This is a genomic window from Phascolarctobacterium succinatutens (assembly GCF_023497905.1).
Taxonomy (GTDB): Bacteria; Bacillota; Negativicutes; order Acidaminococcales; family Acidaminococcaceae; genus Phascolarctobacterium_A; species Phascolarctobacterium_A succinatutens.
Genome location: NZ_CP097284.1, coordinates 1,528,566 through 1,549,949, shown reverse-complemented (window position 1 = coordinate 1,549,949; position 21,384 = coordinate 1,528,566). Strand labels below are relative to the sequence as shown.

Sequence of the window (21,384 nt, the reverse complement as noted above, 5' to 3'; positions counted from 1 at the left end):
GAAGATGAGTGAAGAAGCTGTAATCAAATATATCAATGCTCCGCTGACCGAAGAAACTGTCAAAGACCTGCATGCAGGCGACGTTGTACGCATCAGCGGTTATATCTACACTGCACGCGACGCTGCTCACAAGCGTTTGTATGAAGCGCTGGAGCGCGGCGAAAAGCTGCCTTTGGACCTGACCAATAATGTTATTTATTACGTTGGTCCTACTCCTGCCAAACCGGGCGAGGTTGTCGGCAGTGCCGGCCCCACCACCAGCGGCCGTATGGACAAATACACTCCGACTATGATCGAGCAGGGCATGCGCGGCATGATCGGCAAAGGTCTGCGCAGCCAGGAGGTTATTGATGCCTGCGCGAAGCATGGCGCTGTTTATTTCGTTGCTGTAGGCGGTGCTGCTGCTGTTATCACCCAATCCATCAAGAGCGAAACCATGATTGCTTACGAGGACCTGGGACCGGAGGCTATCCGCAGATACGAGGTTAAGGATTTCCCGGCTATCGTCTGCATCGACAGCGAGGGTAATGACTTCTATAAAGTTGGTATTGCTAAGTACAGAAAAGAGTAACATTGTTAACAGATTGAGGGCAGGATTTTCTGCCCTTAATTTTTTTTGCGATTAATGTTGACAAAGACACTAGGATAATATATTATTACTCACATCTTAATAACACGCTCTTATCAAGAGTGGCGGAGGGAACAGGCCCGATGATGCCCGGCAACCAGACAAATGTTATGGTGCTACATCCTGCAAGTGTAATCTTGAAAGATGAGAGGAAGACCGGCTCCTTCCTCAGAAGGAGTTTTTTTCTTAGGCGGATGTTTTGCAAGACGTGTTAAATAAAGAAAGGGAGTAAGAAAAGATGAAAAAATTATTAGTTGCATTACTGGCATTAGTAAGCCTGGCAGTTGTTGCTGCAGGCTGCGGCGGCGGAGACAAAAAGGCAGACAACGGTGCTGACAAAAAGGTAACCCTTAAGGTTGGTGCTACCGCTGTACCGCACGCTGAAATCCTGAACCAGATTAAAGGCACTCTGGCTAAAGAGGGCGTAGACCTGCAGATTATCGAATTCAGCGATTATGTAAAACCGAATCTGGCTTTGAACGACAAGGAGCTGGATGCCAACTTCTTCCAGCATGAGCCTTATCTGGATACCTTTGTTTCCGAGCGCAAGATGAATCTTGTATCCGCAGGCAAGGTACATATCGAGCCGATGGGTATTTATTCCAAGAAAATCAAATCTCTGAATGATATTCCCGAAGGCGCTAAAATCGCTATTCCGAATGACCCGTCCAACGGCGGCCGTGCGCTGGCTCTGTTGCAAAGCGCTAAGCTGCTTAAGCTGAAGGATGGCGTTGGCGTTAAGGCTACCGTAGGCGATATCGTTGGCAACGACAAGAAGCTGAAGATTGTGGAAATCGAAGCTGCTCTGCTGCCGCGTTCCATGGATGATACCGATTTGTCCGTTATCAACTCTAACTTCGCTATGGAAGCTAAGCTGAATCCAGTTAAGGATTCTCTGTTCACCGAGCCGAAGGAATCTCCGTATGCTAACATCGTAGCTGTCCGCAAGGGCGACGAAAACCGTCCGGAAATCCAGAAGCTGATGAATGCTCTGCGTTCTCCCGAAGTTAAGAAGTTCATTGACGAAAAATACAAAGGTGCTGTTGTTGCAGCGTTCTAAGCAAAGCAAAACTGCTGTCGCATGTCAAAGTGCGACAGCTTTTTTATATAGCAAAATTTTGTTGCCGATGCAGGTGTAATAATGATACAATTATAAAAAAGACGGGATGCGTGTAGAATAATTTACTGCTGCGGAAAGGAGAGCTTAGCATATGACAGAATCCTTGAAACTGCCTGTGGGAATAGAAGATTTTGCGGAAATTCGTCAGGCGGGCTTTTATTATGTTGATAAAACAAAATTCATTGAACAGCTGCTGGATGGCTGGGGCAAGGTTAATTTGTTTACAAGACCGCGGCGCTTTGGCAAGACGCTGAATATGAGTATGCTGCGCTATTTCTTTGAGATAGGAGCAGATGCTTCGTTGTTTGACGGCCTGCAGATTGCAAAAAACAATAAGCTGTGCGAGGAGTATCAGGAAAAATATCCGGTAATTTTTCTTTCCTTTAAGAATGTAGAGGGACTTACCTTTGCCGATGCGCAGTATCGTTTGGCTGAGTTGATTGCCGGAGAAGCGGAGCGCTTTGCTTTTTTGGCGCAGAGCGATAAGCTGACGGAAAATGAGCGAAGCTTATATTGCGGATTGACGGCGGTGCGCGAGGGACGTTATGCGCTGGCAGGCGAAGTTCTTGTTTCTGCTTTGCAGCTTTTATCGAAGCTTTTATCTAAGCATTACGGACAAAAAACGATTATCCTGCTTGATGAATATGATGTGCCTTTGGATAAGGCCTTTCAGAATGGATATTATAAGGAAATGGTGTCACTTATCCGCGGTATGCTCGGCCAGGCCTTAAAGACTAACGAGTTTCTGCATTTTGCTGTGTTGACGGGCTGCCTGCGTGTTTCTAAAGAAAGCATTTTTACCGGTCTGAATAATTTTAAGGTGCTTTCGATTACCGATAACCGTTTTGATGAACAGTTTGGCTTTACGGATGCTGAGGTGGAGCAGCTTTTGGCGGCTTATAATCTGGCAGACCATCTTGATGAAACCAAGGCGTGGTATGACGGCTACCGCTTTGGTGCCGCTGATGTTTATTGTCCGTGGGATGTCATTAATCATGTAGATATGCTGCGCAGCAATCCGTCGGCCAAACCGCAGGCTTATTGGATAAATACCAGTGGCAATGCTTTGGTGAAGCTCTTTATAGAGATGGCTGATAAATCGACGCGTGATGAACTGGAGCGTCTTGTTGCAGGCGAGGCTATAGAAAAGCATATCCGCTTGGAACTGACCTATGATGAAATTGACAGCAGTATAGATAATCTTTGGAGCGTGCTTTTTACCACCGGGTATCTTACGCAGAAGGGCGTGACTGAGGATGGCGCGTATAAGCTGGTGGTTCCCAATCAGGAGATTCGCGAGGTGTACAAGCTGCAGATTCAGGAATGGTTTAAAAAGAAAGTTTTTGCCGACACTGAGCAGCTGCAGAGCTTTTGGCAGGCTTTCGCCATGGGTGACAGCGAGGCGGTAGAGTTGTTTTTGAACAGGACTCTCAGCAATTCCATCAGTGTTTTTGATGCTAAGGGCAGGGATGCGGAAAGAGAAAATTCCTATCACATGCTTTTGGTAGGCTTGCTGGCAGGAAAGGCAGACTGGCTGGTGCGCTCTAATGTGGAAGCGGGCGAGGGCTTTGCGGACATTATTGTTGAAACAGATGATTTGGATGCAGGCGTAATCGTAGAGCTGAAGTATGCGCAGACGATGACGGCTATGGAGAAGAGCTGTGCGAAGGCGTTGGCGCAGATTCGCGCAAAACGCTACGCAGAGTATCTGCATAATAATGGCAGAGAAAAAGTTTTGCTTTACGGCATAGCCTTCTGCAAGAAAAAATGCAGGGTTATGGCAGAAAAGCTGTAGATAGCTTGTAGGCTCGTGGCTTTACCTGAGGGGTAAGGCTATGGGCCTGCTTTTTATTTTTTGACGCATCCGCCTGCAAAATATGCTATACTTAAAGAAAAACTAATCTTAAAATCGTGAGGTAGAATATGCGTAAATATGCAAAATTTTTCGTAACCCCGAAGGGAGAGCGTGCCGCACGTGGCGGTCATCCCTGGGTGTTCGGTGAAGAGGTAACTAAAATTGAAGGCGATTATGCCAACGGTGATCTGGTGGATGTAGTAACGTCCAAGGGCAAGTATTTGGGCACCGGTTTTGTGAACGACCATTCCAAAATCCGTGTGCGCATTATTTCCACTAATACTAATGATAAGTTTGACGAAGCCTTTTGGGAGCGTCGTCTGCGCTATGCGCTGGATTACCGCCTGACGGTTATGGGCGAGCGTGATTTTAACTGCTGCCGTCTGATTTTCGGCGAAGCGGATATGTTCCCCGGACTGACCGTAGACCGCTATAATGATCTGCTGGTAACGCAAACCCTGTCCTTGGGTATTGAAATGCGCAAGCAGATGCTGTTTGAACTGCTGATTAAAATTCTGCGCGAGATGGGACAGGAAATCCGTGGCCTGTACGAGCGCAACGACGTAAGAATCCGCCTGCTGGAGGGCATGGAGGAGGGCAAGCACTGGTTTGCTACCGATTTGTGCCCCGAACCCGGCGCTGTGACTACCGAGATTGTCGAAAACGGCATCGAATATACGGTTGATGTAGAAAACGGCCAAAAGACCGGCTTCTTCCTCGACCAGAAGTATAACCGTCAGGCGATTGCCAAGATTGCCAAGGGCAAGCATGTGCTGGACTGCTTTACCCACACCGGCTCCTTTGCGCTGAATGCTGCCAAGGGCGGCGCTGCGAGCGTTACCGCGGTTGATATCAGTGCGGAGGCAGTGCAGATGGCGGAGCATAACGCTGCGATTAACAATTGCTCCGATGTTATGCACGGCCTGCAGGCGAATGTTTTTGATTTGCTGAGCGATTTGTTCAACAAGCATTCCCGTGAATATGACTTTATTATTCTGGACCCGCCGGCGTTCACCAAATCCGGCAGCACGGTAAAGAATGCGATTCGCGGTTACAAGGAAATCAACCTGAAGGCCATGAAGCTGCTGCCGCGCGGCGGTTATCTGGCAACCTGCTCCTGCTCGCACTTTATGAAGGAGGAGCTATTCGTGAAGATGCTGCAGGACGCTGCGCATGATGCCAACGTTTCCCTGCGTCAGATTGAAGCACGTCAGCAATCTCCGGACCATCCGATTCTGTGGCAGGTGCCGGAAACCAATTATCTCAAATTCTATATCTTCCAGGTAGTATAAAAACTCAGTCTAAAAATATGCTGCTGTTAAGGGGGCGTTATTGTGCAGGCTTTAGAGGGTATTCGTGTGCTTGATTTGTCACGGCTGCTGCCGGGACCGTATTGTACAATGCTGCTGGCCGATTTCGGCGCGGAGGTTATTAAAATCGAGGAGCCGGGACGGGGTGATTATGCCCGCAGCTTTCCGCCGTTCCTCAAGGATTTCGGTTACTGGCATCTGCAGCTGAACCGCAATAAAAAGAGCGTAGTGCTTAACCTGAAGTCGGATGCGGGACGCAAGGCGTTTCTGGAGCTGGTGAAAACCGCCGACGTGGTGGTGGAAAGCTATCGTCCGGGCGTACTGACGAAGCTGGGCATTGACTATGCGGCGGCGAAGGCAGTGAATCCGCGAATTATCTACTGCTCGCTGACAGGCTACGGCAAAAAGGGGCCGCTGGCCAAGCAGGCCGACCATGATATCGGTTATGTGAGCTTGGCAGGCATTACCGCTATGAGCGGTGAGGCGCAGGGCAAGCCGGCGATTCCGGGCGTGCTGATGGCGGATATGAATGCGTCGATGGCGGCGGGCATGAGCATTATGATTGCGCTGCGCCATGCACAGATGACGGGCGAGGGGCAGGAAATAGATATTTCGCTGTATAATGTGGCGATGACGCTGATGCCCGGTGCTGCCAGCCTGTACTTCGGCAGCGGTTTTGTGGCGGAACGCGGCAACAACTGGCTGACGGGTGCCAACGCCAACTACAATATTTATGCGACGAAGGAAGGACGCTACCTTGCGGTGGGCTGCCTGGAGAAGAAGTTCTGGAGCAACCTGTGCGCTGTGCTGCAGCGCCCCGATATGACGGACCTGATAGATGATGATGCTAACCACGACTACTTAAAGCAGCAGCTGTCGCTGGAATTTGCCAAACACACGCTGCCCGAATGGGAGCAGCTGCTGGCGGGCAAGGATACCTGCGTAACGCCGGTGCTGGATTTTGCCGAGGCGGTGGCTGCGGAGCAGACCAAGGCCAACGAGATGGTGCTGAACGTAGAGGACGCAGAGCTTGGCAGCTATCGGCAGCTGGGCTTTGCCATGAAGCTGAGCAAAACGCCGGCCGCGCTGCGGAAGCGTGCGCCGCGTCTGGGCGAGGATACGCAGCTGGTGCTGTCGCAGGCTATTGCCGATGAAAAACTGCTGGCGGAAGCATTGCAGAGCAAATAAAAAATGACCTCCTGAATTTTCAGGAGGTCTGATTTTTTGGTAAGCTTTAAAGTTTTTGTGAGCTTATTTTTCTACACGGCCGGGATATGCTTTGAGTGCTTCGCCCAGAATGTAGATAGCGCGCTCCAGATCCTCGCTCTTTAATACATAAGCAAGGCGTGCTTCATTGACGCCACTGCCGGGGGTGTTGTAGAAGCCGTTGCCGGGAGCAAACATAACGGTTTCGCCGTCGATAGCGAAGTTTTCCAGAGTCCAGATAGCAAATTTTTCTGCATCGTCAACAGGCATGTTAACCATGATGTAGAAAGCGCCCTTCGGGTCGGAAGCCTTCACGCCGGGGAGCTTCTTCAAAGCTGCCACGATGGTGTCGCGGCGTTTTTTGTATTCCTTGTTAACCTCTTCCAGATAGCTTGCCGGAGTGGTGTACAGAGCTGCTGCACCGACCTGCTCCAGAATCGGGCTGCACAGACGAGCCTGGCAGCATTTGATAACCTGCTTGCTGAGCTCTTTGTTTTTGCTGATGATGCAGCCGATGCGCGCACCGCAGGCGCTGTAGCGTTTGGAAACGGAATCGATGATGATCAGGTTGTCGTCTAATTCGGGCATGGTGCCGAAGCTGCGATATGCTCCGTCATAAACGAATTCACGGTATACTTCGTCAGCGATTAAAGCCAGGTTATGCTTGCGCACGATGCGGGAAATCATATCCTGTTCTTCTTCGGTATAAACTACGCCGGTAGGATTGCCGGGGTTGGTGAGCAGAATTGCTTTGGTTTTCGGAGTAATGTGCTTTTCGATTTCTTCTTCGCTGGGCAGGTGGTAACCGTTTTCTACGCTGGTAGGAACAGCGTTGATTTTAGCGCCGAACTCCTTGCAGAAGGTGGTGTAGTTAGCGTAGAAGGGTTCGAAAACCATGATTTCGTCGCCGGGGTCGCACAGAGCCATAACTGCGAAAATCAGGGCCTCGCTGCCGCCGTTGGTAACGAAAATATCTTCAATAGCATAATCCATGCCTTTTTCTGCATAATATTTCTGTATAGCCTTCAGAAGGAACATTTCGCCCTTGGAATTGCTGTAGGCGATTACCGGTGCCTGGAATTCACGCACACTGTCCATGAATTGTGCCGGAGTGGCAATATCAGGCTGTCCGATGTTCAGATGATAAACCTTTTTACCTGCAGCCTTGGCTGCGTCAGCATACGGGGACAGCTTTCTGATAGGAGATGCTGTCAGGCTTTGAATACGTTGAGAAAGTATCATGAAAAAAACTCCTTGCTATTATTTATTGTTTGGGGCAGTTGTAACTGCTTTGTTTATTATAGCACAGATTTTGCCGAGATTGTATATAGTAAAATATTAATACTGTATACATTTGACTTTTTGACGCAAGCACTTTTTGAAGAAGCAGTTTGGCAAATGGTTGTCGTTTGCAGAATGCTTTTGCATAAATATTAAAAAAATGCTATAATAGGAACGTTATTTTTAATTTTTTGAAGGAGTGATTGTCCCCTATGCAAACAACGCAAGCAAAAAATCAGACCGGCGGCATCCTCGGCCTGATTGAACGCGTCGGCAACAAAATCCCCGATATCACGATTTTGTTCATCGGTGCGTTTATCATCTGCTGCATTATGTCAGCAATTCTTTCGACGATGCACTTTGGTTATGTGCATCCCACTACCGGCAAGGAAATTGTAGTCAACAATATGTTGAGCGGCAAAAACCTTGTTGCACTGTTAAGCAAGATGGTTACCAACTATTCCGGCTTCCCGCCGCTGGGCATGGTAATCGTTGCTACCCTGGGTATCGGTATTGCTGACGGCTCCGGCTACATTAATACTGCGCTGAAAAAAATTCTGGCTGTTACGCCTAAGTTTTTGATTACCCCGATTATTATTCTCGTCGGTATGCTGAGCCATCTCGGTCCCGATACCGGCTATGTAATCATCATCCCGGTTGCGGCTTACATGTATTATGCGAGCGGCAAGCATCCGCTGGCAGGTATCGGCGCATCCTTCGCAGGCATTGCCGGTGCCTTCGCTGCCAACTATACTCCGTCCGCAATTGACCCGGTTATTCAGGGCTTCACCCAGAGCGCTGCGCAGATTATCGACCCGTCTTATCAGGTTAACGTACTGTGCAACTATTTCTACGCCTTCGGTGCAACCTTCCTCGTAATCCCCAGCTGCTGGTGGGTGACGGAAAAAATTGTTGAGCCTTGGCTATGGAAAAACTGCCCGCTCGATGATGATATCGAGGTAGGCGAGGACGGCAACACTGCCGTAACTCCCAAAGAAAACCGTGCCTTCTACGCTGCTACCGGCCTTTTGATCGTGATGATTGCGCTGCTTGTGTACCTGCTGCTGCCAGCTGATTCCATCTTCCGCGATGACAAGGGTATGCTGGCAAGCTTCAAGGCGCCGATTATGCAGTCCATCGTTTCTCTGCTGTTTGTTTTCACCGGCGCTGTCGGTCTGACCTACGGCGTAATGGTAGAAAAATTCAAATCTCCGAAGGATGTTACCACTGCGATGGAGGATATCACCAAAACTCTGGTGCAGCTGATTGTATTCTACTTCTTCGCTGCGCAGTTCCTCTATGCCTTCGGTGCTTCCAACATGGGCGCGCTGATTGCGATTGCCGGTGCCGAGTTCCTGAAGTCCCTGGCATTGCCGCCGCAGGTAACTATTTTCGGCATCATCATCTTCGTTGCGATGCTGAACCTGATTATTACCTCTGCTTCCGCTAAGTGGGCAATTCTGGCACCTATCTTCGTACCGATGCTGATGGCTGTAGGTATTGCGCCGGAGCTGACTCAGGTTGCCTTCCGCGTTAGTGACTCTGCGGTTAACGTTGTAACTCCGATGTTTGCGTTCTACCCGCTGATTATCCTCTACTGCCAGAAGTACGTGAAGAGCGCCGGTATCGGTACACTGAGCTCACTGATGCTGCCGTATACTATTACGTTACTCGTCACCCTGACTATTATGCTGTATGCTTTCTGGTTTATGGATATACCGTTGGGATTACAAGCTGACTACGTATACCCCAGACGCATAATGTAATATTATTTCAGAGATGATATAATGAAGAGAGCCTCTCCTCGGGGAGAGGTGCCGAGCTTGTCGAGGCGGAGAGGGGTGACATCATGCAAGCTCTTCTCTTGTCCTATTGAAGTGGTAAACTTATTTTAGACACAGAGGGGGTATTTTTTGTACAGATAATATATAATGGAATACACCAATATATATATCACTGAACAAGGAATACTTCAGTCTAAACAGGAGGTTTACCATGAAATACACTAAACAAGAAAAATTAGACATTGGTCGACGAATATATGACAGTGAGATTACTCGCTATCAAGCTGCAGAGTTATATAAAATTTGCGAAGGTACAGCACGCACTTATATGCGTATGTACAGAGATGCAAATAACCTGCCTGCAAAAAATTGTAAACAACAAAAATGTAATATAATACGTCCCGATTCCCCAGCACTTTCTGCAAATACGGATGACTTTCAATCCATGACCAAGGAAGAATTAATTCGTGAATTGCTTAAAGCAAGAATTGCAGAAGCCAGATTAAAAAAAGGCTATGCGGTGAAAGGGGATGGTACAGTAATTCTATACGGCAAGAAGAATACCAAGTAGTATTAGAGCTTTCCGGAGAATTTCCAGTAAAACTTATATGCGAAACCATGAATATCCAGCGCAGTAGTTTCTATGCTTGGAAAAAGAAGCTTGCGCATCCTTCTACAAGAATGAAGAGCCTGCTTAGCAATATTTTACTTTTTAAAGAGTACCATGCTAAGTTTCCTTCTCATGGGTATCGTTGGCTTAACGCTAAGATTCGTTTGGATACTGGTCTTGTACTTTCAGATGCATATGCACATAAGTGCTGTAAAATCACTGGCATTAAGAGTCAAGCCAAGCATTATAAATACAAAAAGCCAGGAGATTCATACCGTGTTTTTCCTAATCTGCTTATGACAGAAATACAGATTGACGGACCACTGCAATGTATTGTAAGCGATATGACTGCTTTTTATGTAAAAGGGATCTATTATGAGCTAACATTGTATATGGATCTTTGGAATAATGAAATTGTAAGCCATTCTCTATCTTCCAAACGTGGTGACCGTATGACATATATTAGCGGTCTGGAGGATTTAATTGCTTTAAAGAAGCAGTATCCGGAATATGAAATGATCTTGCATTCAGACCAAGGATCTGTTTACACATCTAAGGCATTTAACGACTTGTTGCCAATGTATAGCATTACTCATTCCATGTCTCGTGCCGGAACACCTACCGACAATGCAGCAATGGAAGCGATTAATGGTTGGATAAAGGCAGAAATGTTTACCGATTTTCATGTAACAGGCGAAAGGCCTGTTGTAGATGAAGTAAAAGAATATATTCACTTCTTTAATGAACAGCGTCCAGCTTATTCGTTAAACTATCTGACGCCAACTCAATATCGCAAGTTGCATTACGAACGGATATCTGACTAACAGATAATTTTTTGTTGTATATTTTTTTATGATTTGTGTCTAAAATTTGTTGACTAGTGCATATAGCTAATTCACCTTGCCTCCCCTCAAAGGGGAGGTGGCTGCGAGCATAGCGAGCAGACGGAAGGGTGTTATATGTATTTATGAAAGAAGGTCTTTGAAAATGTCTTTGCAAGAACGTTTGACTGAACGCTTTTTACGTTACGCTGCCGTACCATCCCAAAGTAAGGAGGGCTGTGCTGTTGTCCCAAGTAATCCCGGCCAATGGGATATGGCTAAGCTGCTGAAGGAGGATTTGGCTGAGCTTGGTCTGGTGGACCTGGAAATCAGTGAATTCTGCGTGCTGACCGGCCGTCTGCCGGCTAACCTGCCTGCAGGTCACGCTCCCGTGCCGAATGTAGGCTGGGTTGCGCATATGGATACCGTTGACGTAAACCTTTCTCCCGAGGTACATCCGCAGATTGTGAAAAACTATCAGGGCGGCGATGTACTGCTGAACGCTGAAAAGCAAATCTACATTAAGGTAAGCGAGCATCCTGAGCTTAACAAATATATCGGCAGCGACCTTATCACCACCGACGGTACCTCCGTACTGGGCGCAGATAACAAGGCTGCTGTTGCCAACCTGATGGTAGCACTGGAAACCATCATTAAGGAAAACCGTCCGCACGGCGAAATTTATGTAGCCTTTGTTCCGGATGAAGAGGTTGGCCTCTGCGGTTCCAAGAAGATGGATTTCAGCAAGTTCCCGGTTGAATTTGCTTATACCATTGACTGCTGCGAGCTGGGCGAGGTTGTATACCAAACCTTTAATGCAGGCAGCGCACACATCAAAATCAAGGGCGTAACCGCACATCCGATGTCCGCTAAGAACACTTTGGTCAACCCGGCGCTGGTTGCTGTAGATATCATCAACTGCTTCGACAGAATGCAGACTCCGGAGCACACCGAGGGCACCGAAGGCTTTATCTGGGTGCAGTCTATTAAATCCAACGCTGCGGAAGCAACTTTGGATATCAAAATCCGCGACCATAATAAAAAGATGTATGAAGCACGCAAGGAGTTCATCCGTCATTCTGTGGAATATATACAGGCCAAGAATCCGAAGGCCGGCATTGAGCTGAACATCACCGACGTATACGGCAACATTGCCGATGCGCTGAACGATGACAACAGAAAATGCGTTGAGTACATTTTCGAGGCTATGAAGGAGTTGGATATCGAGCCGAAGGATATCGCTATGCGCGGCGGCACCGACGGTTCCTTTATTTCCACCAAGGGCATCCCGACGCCGAACTATTTCACCGGCGCGCTCAACTTCCACTCCAACTGCGAGTTTATGCCGATGGCTGCAGTGGAAAAATCCTGCCTGATGACATTGAAGCTGGTTGAGCTGATTACCAAATAAAAAATGCTTGACAAATGCGTCGCTTTCCTGTAAAATATTACTTGTTTCCGACGCAAATGCGCGCGAAGCCTTTTGGGGGCGTAGCTCAGCTGGGAGAGCACCTGCCTTGCAAGCAGGGGGTCAGGAGTTCGATTCTCCTCGTCTCCACCAATCGTTAATTAGCGGTCTTACTTTGGTAGGACCGCTTTTTTGTGCGCAAAAAAAGACGCCCATGTGTATGAGCGTCTGAGTAAATTGTTTAATGGCTCAGCAGCCTTCGTTTTCTTCCCATTCCTCGCTGTTTTCGTTGATGTACCATTTGCTGTTGATATAGATCTTTTCTTCGATAGTACGCGGTCCCCAGATAACGCTGCCTTCAGGGCCATAGTCCTCGCCGTCGTCGGGGCAGGTATCGTCATAGGTGATAAGGGGAACGTAAGCATCGGCGCTGTCTGCTTCTATATTATTCATATTATTATTGTATTGCTGTTCTTCCTCCTGCGGATGCAGCATCCTATTGTATTTGTACAAAAGCTTTGCGGCATAGACAACGGCGGAAAGCAATACTCCCTCCTTCGGCAGTCCACAGAGAACTAAAATAAAAGCCAGAACGGCTAAAACTACGCTGTGGAAGAAGCTTTCTTGTTCATCCAGCTCTTTTATCTTATGTAAAAGGTAAATAATCAGCAGTGTTATGGGCAGCAGCACAAGAAAATAGCCTAATGATGTATGCGTAAAAATTAAAATAACGAGCGTTAAAAGGAGTATTAAAGCTATAAGGGCAATTACCTTTTTTATGTTACTGCAAAAGCTGTCGATAAAATTCATGGCACGCACCTCACTTTTATCTGTATTATAGCATGCCGGTGAATTTTCTACAAAAAATCTAAAAAAACTGCAGAAATCGCTTGAATATGCCCTTTAAATGTGATATAGTATACACTATATTAAGGATTTCCCCAGAAAAAAGTATAGTATTTTAAAAGGAGCAAATTATTATGGAGAAAGAAAAAGCATTCCTGCTGTGGTTTGACCAGCTGGAGAGAAAAGACGTAGCAATCGCCGGTGGTAAGTCTTCTTCCTTGGGCGAGCTGACCTCTCATGTTGACGTACCTGTACCGTATGGCTTCGCAACTACTGCCTGCGCTTACAGATACTTCTTTGAAAAGACCGGTCTGTACGAAAAGATCAAAGCTTTAATTGCCGGTCTGGACGTAGACAACAGCGCTCAGCTGCGCGAGGTTTGCGCTAAGGTCCGCCAGGCAATTATGGACGAAGAAATGCCGCAGGATCTGCAGGACATGATTGCCCAAGCTTACAAAGAGCTGGGTGAAAAGGTTGGCCAGGCTGATCCGTTCGTTGCTGTTCGCAGCAGCGCTACCGCAGAGGATTTGCCGGATGCAAGCTTTGCAGGCCAGCAGGACACCTACCTGAACGTAAAGGGTGCAGAAACCATCGTTGCTAAGGTTAAGGAATGCTATGCTTCCTGCTTTACCGACCGTGCGGTTTACTACCGTGAAAAACAAGGCTTTGATCATCTGGATGTAGCACTGAGCGCTGCAGTACAGATGATGGTATTCTCCAAGGCTGCAGGCGTTATGTTCACTGTTAACGTTGCTACCGGCGACGACAAGAACATCCTCATCGAAGGCGCATGGGGCTTGGGCGAATATGTTGTTCAAGGCACCGTAACTCCGGATAACTATACTGTAAATAAAGCTACCTGCGAGATTGTTGAAAAGAACGTTAACGCTCAGGACATTAAGCTGATCCGTAAAGCTGACGGCGACTGCGAAGAAGTTGTTGTTCCGCTGGATGAGCAAAACGAGCAGAAGCTGACTGATGAGCAAATAAAACAATTGGCTGAATGCGCTAAGAAAATTGAAGCACACTATGGCTGCTACATGGACATGGAATGGGGCGTTGACGAGCGCGATAACAAGGTTTACATCCTGCAAGCCCGTCCTGAAACCGTATGGAGCCGTCGTAACAAAGAAAATGGTGCACCGAAAGAGGAGAAGAAAGTGACTACTGATCGCAAAGTTATCGTTAAAGGCTTGCCTGCCAGCCCTGGTAATGTAGCAGGCCGCGTACATGTAATTTTGGATCCGTCCCATATCGACGAGTTCAAGGAAGGCGAAATCCTCGTAACCGAAATGACCGCTCCTGACTGGGTACCGGCTATGAAGAAAGCGAAAGCAATCGTAACCGATAGCGGCGGAATGACCTGCCATGCTTCTATCGTATCCCGCGAGCTGGGCATTCCCTGTATCGTAGGTACCAAGAGCCGTGGCGAAGCTGCTACCACCACCATTCCCGATGGCATTGACGTAACCATTGATGCTACTCATGGTGTTGTTTATGAAGGCATCATCGAAGAGCCGAAGGCTGAACAGCCGGCACAACAAGTAGTTGCTGCTGCTGAATATTTCCCACCGACCGGCACCAAGATTTATATGAACCTGGGCGATCCTGAGCTGGCTGAAAAATATGCTACTCTGCCTTGCGACGGCATCGGTCTGATGCGCGAAGAGTTCATCTGGACTACTTATATCCATGAACATCCGCTGTATCTGATCAAAATCGGTCAACCGGAAAAGGTTGTAGACCAACTGGCTGAAGGCATCCGCCAAGTTTGCCAGGCTATGGCTCCGAGACCGGTAACCATGCGCTTCTCCGACTTCAAGTCCAGCGAATACCGCGACCTGAAGGGCGGCGACGAATTCGAGCCGAACGAGCCTTCCGCTCTGCTGGGCTGGCGCGGTGCTTCCCGTTACTATGATCCTAAATATATCGAAGCATTCAAGCTCGAATGCATGGCTGTTCGCAAAGTTCGCGAAGAGTTCGGCCTGAAGAACCTGAACGTTATGATTCCGTTCTGCCGTAACGTAGAGGAATGCGAAAAGGTTACCAAGATTATGGCTGACTGCGGTCTGTCCCGTGGTAAGGACTTCAAGGTTTGGCTGATGGCTGAGATTCCGTCCAACATCATCCTGGCTGACCAGTTCAACAAATTTGTTGATGGCTATTCCATCGGTTCCAACGACCTGACCATGCTGGTTCTGGGCTGCGACCGTGATAACGATACTGTTTCCCATATCTATGACGAACGTAACCTGGCTGTACGCCGTGCAATTCGTCACCTGATCGAGGTTGCTCATAAGGATGGCAAGACCGTTTCTATCTGCGGTCAGGCTCCGAGCGTATATCCTGAGTTCTGCGAGTTCCTCATTAAGAGCGGTATCGACAGCATGTCCGTTAATCCGGATACTGTTAAGTTCACCAAGAAGCTGGCTGCTCAAATCGAGCAACGCATCATGATGGATGCTCTGACCGGCAAAGGCCGTCAAGAGGTTGAGGACCTGAACTGGTAATTAGCAAGCAAGACTTTCAGCTCTGTAGTCAAGCGCATTGGCTTTATCTGGAAGCAGAAAAAGTAAATATGCAGTAAAGAGTTTTAGGACTCCTGTATTGTAGTAATGCAATGCAGGGGTCCTATTTGCTTTTTTCTGGAAAAATTTAAGGAGGTATTCATGTTTTCCGTTATTTTTGTTCTTGGATTGCTTTATCACACCTATACCGATCTGAAATCTATGCTGCTTTATGACAAGACAACATTAATTTTAGCGGCGGTTGGCTTAGTACGCGCGTGGTATGAGAGGCAGCTTTTTGATGCTGCTTACGGCGCTGGAATTATTTTGGCAATAATGTTGGTGCTGTATTTTGCCAGCCGCGGCGGTATGGGCGAGGGCGATGTTAAGTTGGCGCCGGCGTTGGGTATCTGGCTCGGTTTAGAGCAGGGAGTATTGTGTTTGCTGCTTGCCTTTATCAGCGGTGGCATTGTGGGAGCATTACTGTTGCTGTGCAGGCGTGGGAAGCTGAAACAGGCGATTCCCTTCGGACCGTTTTTGTGTGCGGCGGCAGTCACTGCATATTTTTGGGGTAGAGAAATCATTACATGGTATTGGAGGATGTTCTTATGATGAAGTATGGTAAAAGTATTAGTGTTGAGGAGCTGTTTGAGCCTGTACTGTGCGCTTTGCGCTGCCGATGGCGCCTTAAGCAGGCGCTTTTGCTGCTGTCGCTGCAAACGGGGCAGGTGGCATATTGGCAGAATGGTGAGCATAGCTGGCAGGAGCAGCTAGATGAAGAGTGCCTGACAAATAAGCAAAGACTTGCCGATACTTTACGTGAAATGCTTTTGAAGCGTGAGGTGGAAGAAGGTGCGATGGTTTTATTGCTGCCTGCAGCAGCAATGATGCATTCTGAACAGATGGTGTTGCCTTCAATGCGGCGGCGTGAACTGCAGGCTGTCTTAAAATGGGAGATACAGCAGAGTGTTCCTTGGCCTGAAGAGGACTATACTTATAGCTTTGAGGCAACAGAATTTAGTGAAGCAGGAGAACAGCAATATCAGGTAACTTTTACGGCCTTACAGGATACATCACGCGCTGAGCTGGAGCATCTGTGCAGCAGCTTGCTTTTAAAGCTGCAGGGCATTTTGTTAAGCGACATGACGTTTGATGAAGCTGCAGAGAAGTGGTTTACCGGTAAGCAGCTGCCGACTGTATATAGACAGAAGCAAAAGTATTTGCATGGTGCAGCGGCCGCTTTTGGACGCTGGCTGCCTAAGGTCAGCGGTGCTGCCTTGGCTTTGGCACTGTTAGCTTATGGCGGGGCCTGGGGAGGCTGTTATCTGGCGCAACGCGATTTGCGGGAGGTGGAGCAGCGATTAGCGCAGTATGCGGAGTGGGAGCAGCGTATGCAGGAAAGCAAGGCTGTGGAACATAGATGTCAGCGTTTGGAAAAGCTGTTGGCTACAGCGTCTAAACCTTCGAAGGAGGCGGTTGGTGAGTTGGAACGCATCTGCCGCCAGATGATTCCCGGCTGTTGGCTGACTCTGCTGGAATACAACGGCAGCAAAAAGCCTTTAGTGCTGCAGGGTCAGGCGGTGGATAATTTGGCTTTAGAAAGCTTTGTGGAGCAACTGCAAAAATGTGGAAATTACAGCAGAGTAGAGCTTCTGCAATCGCAGCAGCAGGGTAACGTTCTTGTTTATAAACTGCAGCTGCAGATGAAGGAGGGCAAGCAATGAAAGCAGGAGAAAAAACAATTAATCTGCTTGCCTGCATAGCCTTCGTGTTGGTTGTAGGCATGGGAATGCAGGCATGGGAGCTTTTGACTGAACGGCAACTGACGGTAGAGCAGATACAGAAGTTGCAGAGAAAACTGACACAGCAGATTCGCTTTGCTGATGAACACAGTGATTATAAAACATATAAAATCAAGCTATTGGATAAGCAAAAAAAATTAGAGCAGCAGGTAGAGCATAATCTGAATTTAAACAACCTCTTGCAGCGCCTGCAAAAGCAGGCACAAGCGCAAAGTATTCTGCTAAACAGCATGCAGATGGAGGGAAATCCTGTGCCTTTGCAGCAGGGCCTGCAGCTACAGACAGTGAAAATAAGTGTTGTCGGCAATTTTTATTCCCTGCTGCGTTGGCTGCGGCAGGCAGAACGCGACGGCTGCAAGTTTAAAGAGCTGCGCTTGCAAAGCGACATGCAGGCAAAAGAAGTGCTGAAAATGGATATCTCACTGGAATTGCATACCATAAACTGATTCACCCAATTAGCCTACGCTAATTTTATCTTGACAAAACCCTCATCTTATAAGATAATGTCATAGTAAAGTTAGAGTAGGCTAATTAAATTTTAAAGATAGCATTGGCTAATATTGTAAAGGAAGTTGCGTATGAAAAAATATATCTTACTCGTATTTGTCGTAATCATAGCCCTGGCAGGCTACTTCCTGCTGGCAAGAGGCCAGCACAAGCTCGCAGCCAACGCCGCCGTCAGCGTAACCGACAGCACCGGCGCCAAGGTACACATCCCCGCGGAGCCCAAAAGAATCGTCTTTTTCAATGCCTCCAATCTGGAAATCTTCGCCTCCATCGGTGGCAAGGCCGTCGGCAGACCTACCAGCACTTCATATCCCAACGACATCAAGGAAAGCATTAAGGACATCCCTGAAGTAGGCATGATCCACGCGCCGAATCTGGAAAAAATCATGAGCTTGAAGCCTGATCTGGTTGTAGGTACCAACGTACCCTTCCACGTAATGCTGCGCAAGCCTCTGGAAATGGCCGGCGTGCCGCTTTACCTGAACATGATAAACTCCTATGAGGATGTGCTGAAAAGCATAGACGATTTTGGCTGCTTTGCCGGCAGAGAAAAGGAAGCTGCCGTCAAGCGTGCGCAGATAGAAAAGGAATATGCTGCGCTGACGCAGGACGTACAGAAGGGCAGGGGACCGAAGGTGCTGATCATCTTCGGCTCGCCGGACAGCTTCAACATGTCCACCAAAAAGAGCTTTGGCGGTGATCTGGCAGAGCGTCTGGGCGCTATGAACATTGCGGACAAGGCCGAAAACGTGAAGGACAGCAGCTACATTCCGCTGAGCATGGAATTCGTAGCCAAGGAAAATCCCGAAATCGTGATGCTGATTACCATGGGCGGCAGCAAGCCAAGGCAGGCCGCTGTCAAGGGTGATTATGACCTGGTGCAGGGTGTGAGCACTTTCCTGGCGCAGGCAGGCATCACCGTGACGCATAAAATGTGCGCGCACAGCCTGAAGGCCATCACCGAACCGGCGGCAGATGTAGAAGCCTACGCCGAGGAGGGCGAATGGCTGCAGGAAATACGTGAGCTGCGCGACAAGTTGCTTTTCGCGGATGACGTGGCGCTCACGCAGGCAGATGCAAGCAACATGAAGGTGCTCATCAGCACGCCGTTTATGAACGGTGTGGTGGCAACACACCTGCCGTTTATGGGCGAAAAGGGTGCTGATTTTCTGCTGGAACAAATCCAGGGTTATTATCAAAAGTAAAGTTTAAAGCAAAAGGAGGACATAATCATGAAACAAATTCCTGTAATTTTTTGGACCGGTACCGGTAACACACAAATGATGGCTGACGCTGTTGCAGAAGCAATTAACGCTGCCGGTGCGGAGGCTGTTGTAAAAAATATCAGCGAAATCACTGCTGACGAGGCTGCAGGCTATGACGCTCTGGCACTGGGCTGCCCGGCAATGGGCGCAGAGGTGCTGGAGGAATGCGAATTCGAGCCGTTTTTCACCGAGCTGGAAGGCAAGCTGGCAGGCAAAAAGGTAGCGATCTTCGGCTCCTATGGCTGGGGCGGAAGCTACATGCAGGATTGGGAAGCACGCGTTAAGGATGCTGGCGCAACACTTGTAGCTGACGGCGTACTGGCATTGGGTGCTCCCGATGACGAAGCAATGGCCAAGCTGGCGGAAGCAGGCAAGCTGCTTGCCGAGTAAGGCTGAAGCAACACAAAAAACTGCCTTTCGATTTTCAGAAGGGCAGTTTTTTAGTGAAGCGCTTGCGTTATAGCAATTGGCAAATAACTTGCCTTGCGATATTATTTAAGAACACATCCTATTGACTTTATACCTGCTATATAGTGTAGACTGTATCATTATAAAATAAAGATTATCATGCTGCGGCAGCGTTTTACGCCGGGGACATCGGCAAAAGCTGCTGCCCGCGTTTTGGAATATATAGGAATAGAGGATAGGAAAGCTTTATGTTCAAAACATTTCTCAGCTATTATAAACCGTATAAGGGCATCCTGCTCTTTCTCGTGATTGGCTCATTGCTGCGCGCACTGCTCGAGCTGTTCTTTCCCTATGTAGTAAAGCTGATGCTGGAACAGCAGCTGCCGCTTAAGAATCTGCCGCTGCTCCTTGAATGGTCGGCAGCACTGCTTGCCATGTATCTGGTAAACTTCGGCATGCATTTCAGCATCATCTACTGGGCGCAGTCCATGAGCTATTCCATGGAACGCGATATGCGCCGCGATTTATTCAGCCATCTGCAGAAGCTGTCCTTCGGCTTTTACGATAAAAACAAAAGCGGTCAGCTGCTTTCGCGCCTCACCAGCGATTTGAGCGAAATTAACGGCTTCGCAGGCAATGCGCCGATTGATCTTATCGTCTGTGGGCTGACGATGCTTGGCACGATGGTTATTCTGATTTACATGAATCCTATGCTGGGCAGCCTTATTGCCTTCCTGCTTCTGGTGAAGGCGGTGCATACCGTTTTCGTCAACCTGCGCATGAAAAAGGCCTTTTTTGCCAATCGTGTGGCAATGGGCGAGGTAACGGGCAAGGCTGCGGAAAGCATTAACGGCGTGCGTCTGATCAAGGCCTTTGCCGGTGAGCGCAGCGATATGGCGCAGTTTATGGAAAAGGCGGATGCGTATCTGGCAACCTGTAAAAAGTCATTTAAGTTTAAATCCTATTTTATCGGCAGCATGATATTCTTCAGCAACTTTATCAATGTAGCGATACTCGTAGTAGGCGGTTTGCTTATAAATAAGGGGCTGATGAGCTTTGGCGAGCTGGTAGCCTTCTTCCTCTACGTGGGCCTGTTTATGAAACCGCTGATGCAGCTTTTAGGCTTCATTCAGGTATATCAGCGCGGTATGGCAGGCTTCAAGCGTTTTTATGAGCTGCTGCAGGAAAAGCCCGAGATTACTGATGCACCGGATGCTAAAATTTGCCCGCCCTGCAAGGGGAACATCACCTTTGATAACGTCAGCTTTGCCTATGCGGACGGCAGACCTGTTATCCGCAACCTTTCGCTGAGCGTGGCAGCAGGTGAAACTGTGGCCTTTGTGGGCGCTACGGGAGCAGGCAAAACAACTATTGCCAGCCTTTTGCTGCGCTTTTACGAGCCTCAGAGCGGCAGAATTCTGCTGGACGGCTGCGATATCCGTGAATTTACGCAGGAATCGCTGCGCAGGCAAATCGGCCTGGTGCAGCAGGATGTCTTTCTCTTCGGCGACAGCGTGCGCTACAACATAGCCTACGCCAAACCGGATGCGACAGCGGACGAGGTGCAGGCGGCAGCGAAGGCTGCGGCGGCCGATGAGTTCATTCAAAAGCTGCCTGCTGGCTACGACACCGAGGTGGGTGAGCGCGGCGTGAAGCTGAGCGGCGGCCAGAAGCAGCGTTTGGCGATTGCACGTGTCTTTCTCAAAAACCCTCCGGTAGTAGTGCTGGATGAGGCTACAAGTGCGCTCGACAATATTACGGAGCAGCAGATACAAAAGGAGCTAGACGAGCTGGCGGTAGGACGCACCACGCTGATTATTGCGCACCGTCTTTCCACCATCCGTCATGCGGACAAGATTGTGGTGCTTGACGAGGGTGCTGTTGCGGAATGCGGCAGCCATGAGGAGCTGCTGGCGCGCAAAGGGCGTTATTATGATTTGTATCAGAAGGAGTAAAGCAGAGGCTTGCGGATGCAGGCGTACTGCAGAAGATAATAAAATAGCGCACGCTGTTGCTAAAGCGTGCG

18 protein-coding genes, 1 tRNA gene and 1 riboswitch are annotated in these 21,384 nt (G+C 48.5%); of the genes, 17 read left to right on the top strand and 2 right to left on the bottom strand.

Annotation, left to right across the window (positions count from 1 at the left end; all coding sequences use genetic code 11):
- Positions 1-4: 4 nt before the first annotated feature.
- The 5 genes from M5E81_RS07360 (at position 5) to M5E81_RS07340 (ending at position 6,101) form a co-directional block, all read left to right on the top strand.
- On the top strand, positions 5-571 hold the full coding sequence (locus M5E81_RS07360; RefSeq protein WP_009145043.1) for a Fe-S-containing hydro-lyase: 567 nt from the start codon (positions 5-7) through the stop codon (positions 569-571).
- A gap of 107 nt (positions 572-678) precedes the next feature.
- A riboswitch (SAM riboswitch) is annotated at positions 679-779 on the top strand.
- 87 nt (positions 780-866) lie between these two features.
- A complete protein-coding gene (locus tag M5E81_RS07355) occupies positions 867-1,688 on the top strand; it encodes a MetQ/NlpA family ABC transporter substrate-binding protein (protein WP_009145042.1) in 822 nt (273 codons plus the stop codon).
- 151 nt (positions 1,689-1,839) lie between these two features.
- Positions 1,840-3,543, top strand: a complete 1,704-nt coding sequence (locus tag M5E81_RS07350; protein WP_249747172.1) for an AAA family ATPase — start codon at positions 1,840-1,842, stop codon at positions 3,541-3,543.
- Between the two features lie 128 nt (positions 3,544-3,671).
- Positions 3,672-4,895, top strand: a complete 1,224-nt coding sequence (locus M5E81_RS07345) for a class I SAM-dependent rRNA methyltransferase (RefSeq protein WP_009145040.1) — start codon at positions 3,672-3,674, stop codon at positions 4,893-4,895.
- Positions 4,896-4,937: 42 nt separating this feature from the next.
- Complete coding sequence (locus M5E81_RS07340) at positions 4,938-6,101, top strand: CaiB/BaiF CoA transferase family protein (protein WP_249747171.1); 1,164 nt, start codon at positions 4,938-4,940, stop codon at positions 6,099-6,101.
- Between the two features lie 63 nt (positions 6,102-6,164).
- Here M5E81_RS07340 and M5E81_RS07335 read toward each other — a convergent pair whose 3' ends face one another.
- Positions 6,165-7,361: a pyridoxal phosphate-dependent aminotransferase gene (locus tag M5E81_RS07335; RefSeq protein ID WP_249747170.1), complete on the bottom strand. Its 1,197-nt coding sequence runs from the start codon at positions 7,359-7,361 to the stop codon at positions 6,165-6,167.
- 251 nt (positions 7,362-7,612) lie between these two features.
- On the opposite strand from M5E81_RS07335, the gene M5E81_RS07330 reads away from it, so the two are divergent.
- The 5 genes from M5E81_RS07330 to M5E81_RS07310 all read left to right on the top strand — a co-directional run bounded on the left by M5E81_RS07330 (position 7,613) and on the right by M5E81_RS07310 (position 12,176).
- Positions 7,613-9,166 (top strand): AbgT family transporter, encoded by a 1,554-nt coding sequence (locus tag M5E81_RS07330; RefSeq protein WP_249747169.1) that lies wholly within the window; start codon positions 7,613-7,615, stop codon positions 9,164-9,166.
- Positions 9,167-9,395: 229 nt separating this feature from the next.
- Entirely contained in the window at positions 9,396-9,755 is a 360-nt protein-coding gene (locus M5E81_RS07325; protein ID WP_009145279.1) for a hypothetical protein, read from the top strand.
- Complete coding sequence (locus M5E81_RS07320) at positions 9,731-10,618, top strand: IS3 family transposase (RefSeq protein ID WP_040565032.1); 888 nt, start codon at positions 9,731-9,733, stop codon at positions 10,616-10,618. Before M5E81_RS07325 ends, M5E81_RS07320 begins: the two co-directional genes overlap by 25 nt.
- A 163-nt stretch (positions 10,619-10,781) precedes the next feature.
- Entirely contained in the window at positions 10,782-12,026 is a 1,245-nt protein-coding gene (gene pepT, locus M5E81_RS07315; RefSeq protein WP_249747168.1) for a peptidase T, read from the top strand.
- Positions 12,027-12,100: 74 nt separating this feature from the next.
- Positions 12,101-12,176: transfer RNA gene (locus tag M5E81_RS07310), tRNA-Ala, on the top strand.
- Positions 12,177-12,272: 96 nt separating this feature from the next.
- On the opposite strand, the gene M5E81_RS07305 is transcribed toward M5E81_RS07310, so the two are convergent.
- Positions 12,273-12,713, bottom strand: coding sequence for a hypothetical protein (locus M5E81_RS07305; RefSeq protein WP_249747167.1), 441 nt, complete (start codon positions 12,711-12,713; stop codon positions 12,273-12,275).
- A gap of 290 nt (positions 12,714-13,003) precedes the next feature.
- Here M5E81_RS07305 and ppsA point away from each other — a divergent pair, with 290 nt between their 5' ends.
- The 7 genes from ppsA to M5E81_RS07270 all read left to right on the top strand — a co-directional run bounded on the left by ppsA (position 13,004) and on the right by M5E81_RS07270 (position 21,313).
- A complete protein-coding gene (ppsA, locus tag M5E81_RS07300) occupies positions 13,004-15,379 on the top strand; it encodes a phosphoenolpyruvate synthase (protein WP_249747166.1) in 2,376 nt (791 codons plus the stop codon).
- 159 nt (positions 15,380-15,538) lie between these two features.
- On the top strand, positions 15,539-15,988 hold the full coding sequence (locus tag M5E81_RS07295; RefSeq protein ID WP_050787130.1) for a prepilin peptidase: 450 nt from the start codon (positions 15,539-15,541) through the stop codon (positions 15,986-15,988).
- Positions 15,985-17,100, top strand: a complete 1,116-nt coding sequence (locus M5E81_RS07290; RefSeq protein WP_249747165.1) for a PilN domain-containing protein — start codon at positions 15,985-15,987, stop codon at positions 17,098-17,100. Before M5E81_RS07295 ends, M5E81_RS07290 begins: the two co-directional genes overlap by 4 nt.
- A complete protein-coding gene (locus M5E81_RS07285; RefSeq protein ID WP_249747164.1) occupies positions 17,097-17,624 on the top strand; it encodes a hypothetical protein in 528 nt (175 codons plus the stop codon). The genes M5E81_RS07290 and M5E81_RS07285 overlap by 4 nt, the downstream gene beginning before the upstream one ends.
- 132 nt (positions 17,625-17,756) lie before the next feature.
- Positions 17,757-18,890: an ABC transporter substrate-binding protein gene (locus M5E81_RS07280; protein WP_249747163.1), complete on the top strand. Its 1,134-nt coding sequence runs from the start codon at positions 17,757-17,759 to the stop codon at positions 18,888-18,890.
- Between the two features lie 27 nt (positions 18,891-18,917).
- On the top strand, positions 18,918-19,340 hold the full coding sequence (locus M5E81_RS07275; protein ID WP_249747162.1) for a flavodoxin: 423 nt from the start codon (positions 18,918-18,920) through the stop codon (positions 19,338-19,340).
- A 266-nt stretch (positions 19,341-19,606) separates the two neighbouring features.
- Positions 19,607-21,313 (top strand): ABC transporter ATP-binding protein, encoded by a 1,707-nt coding sequence (locus M5E81_RS07270; RefSeq protein WP_249747161.1) that lies wholly within the window; start codon positions 19,607-19,609, stop codon positions 21,311-21,313.
- Positions 21,314-21,384: the final 71 nt, after the last annotated feature.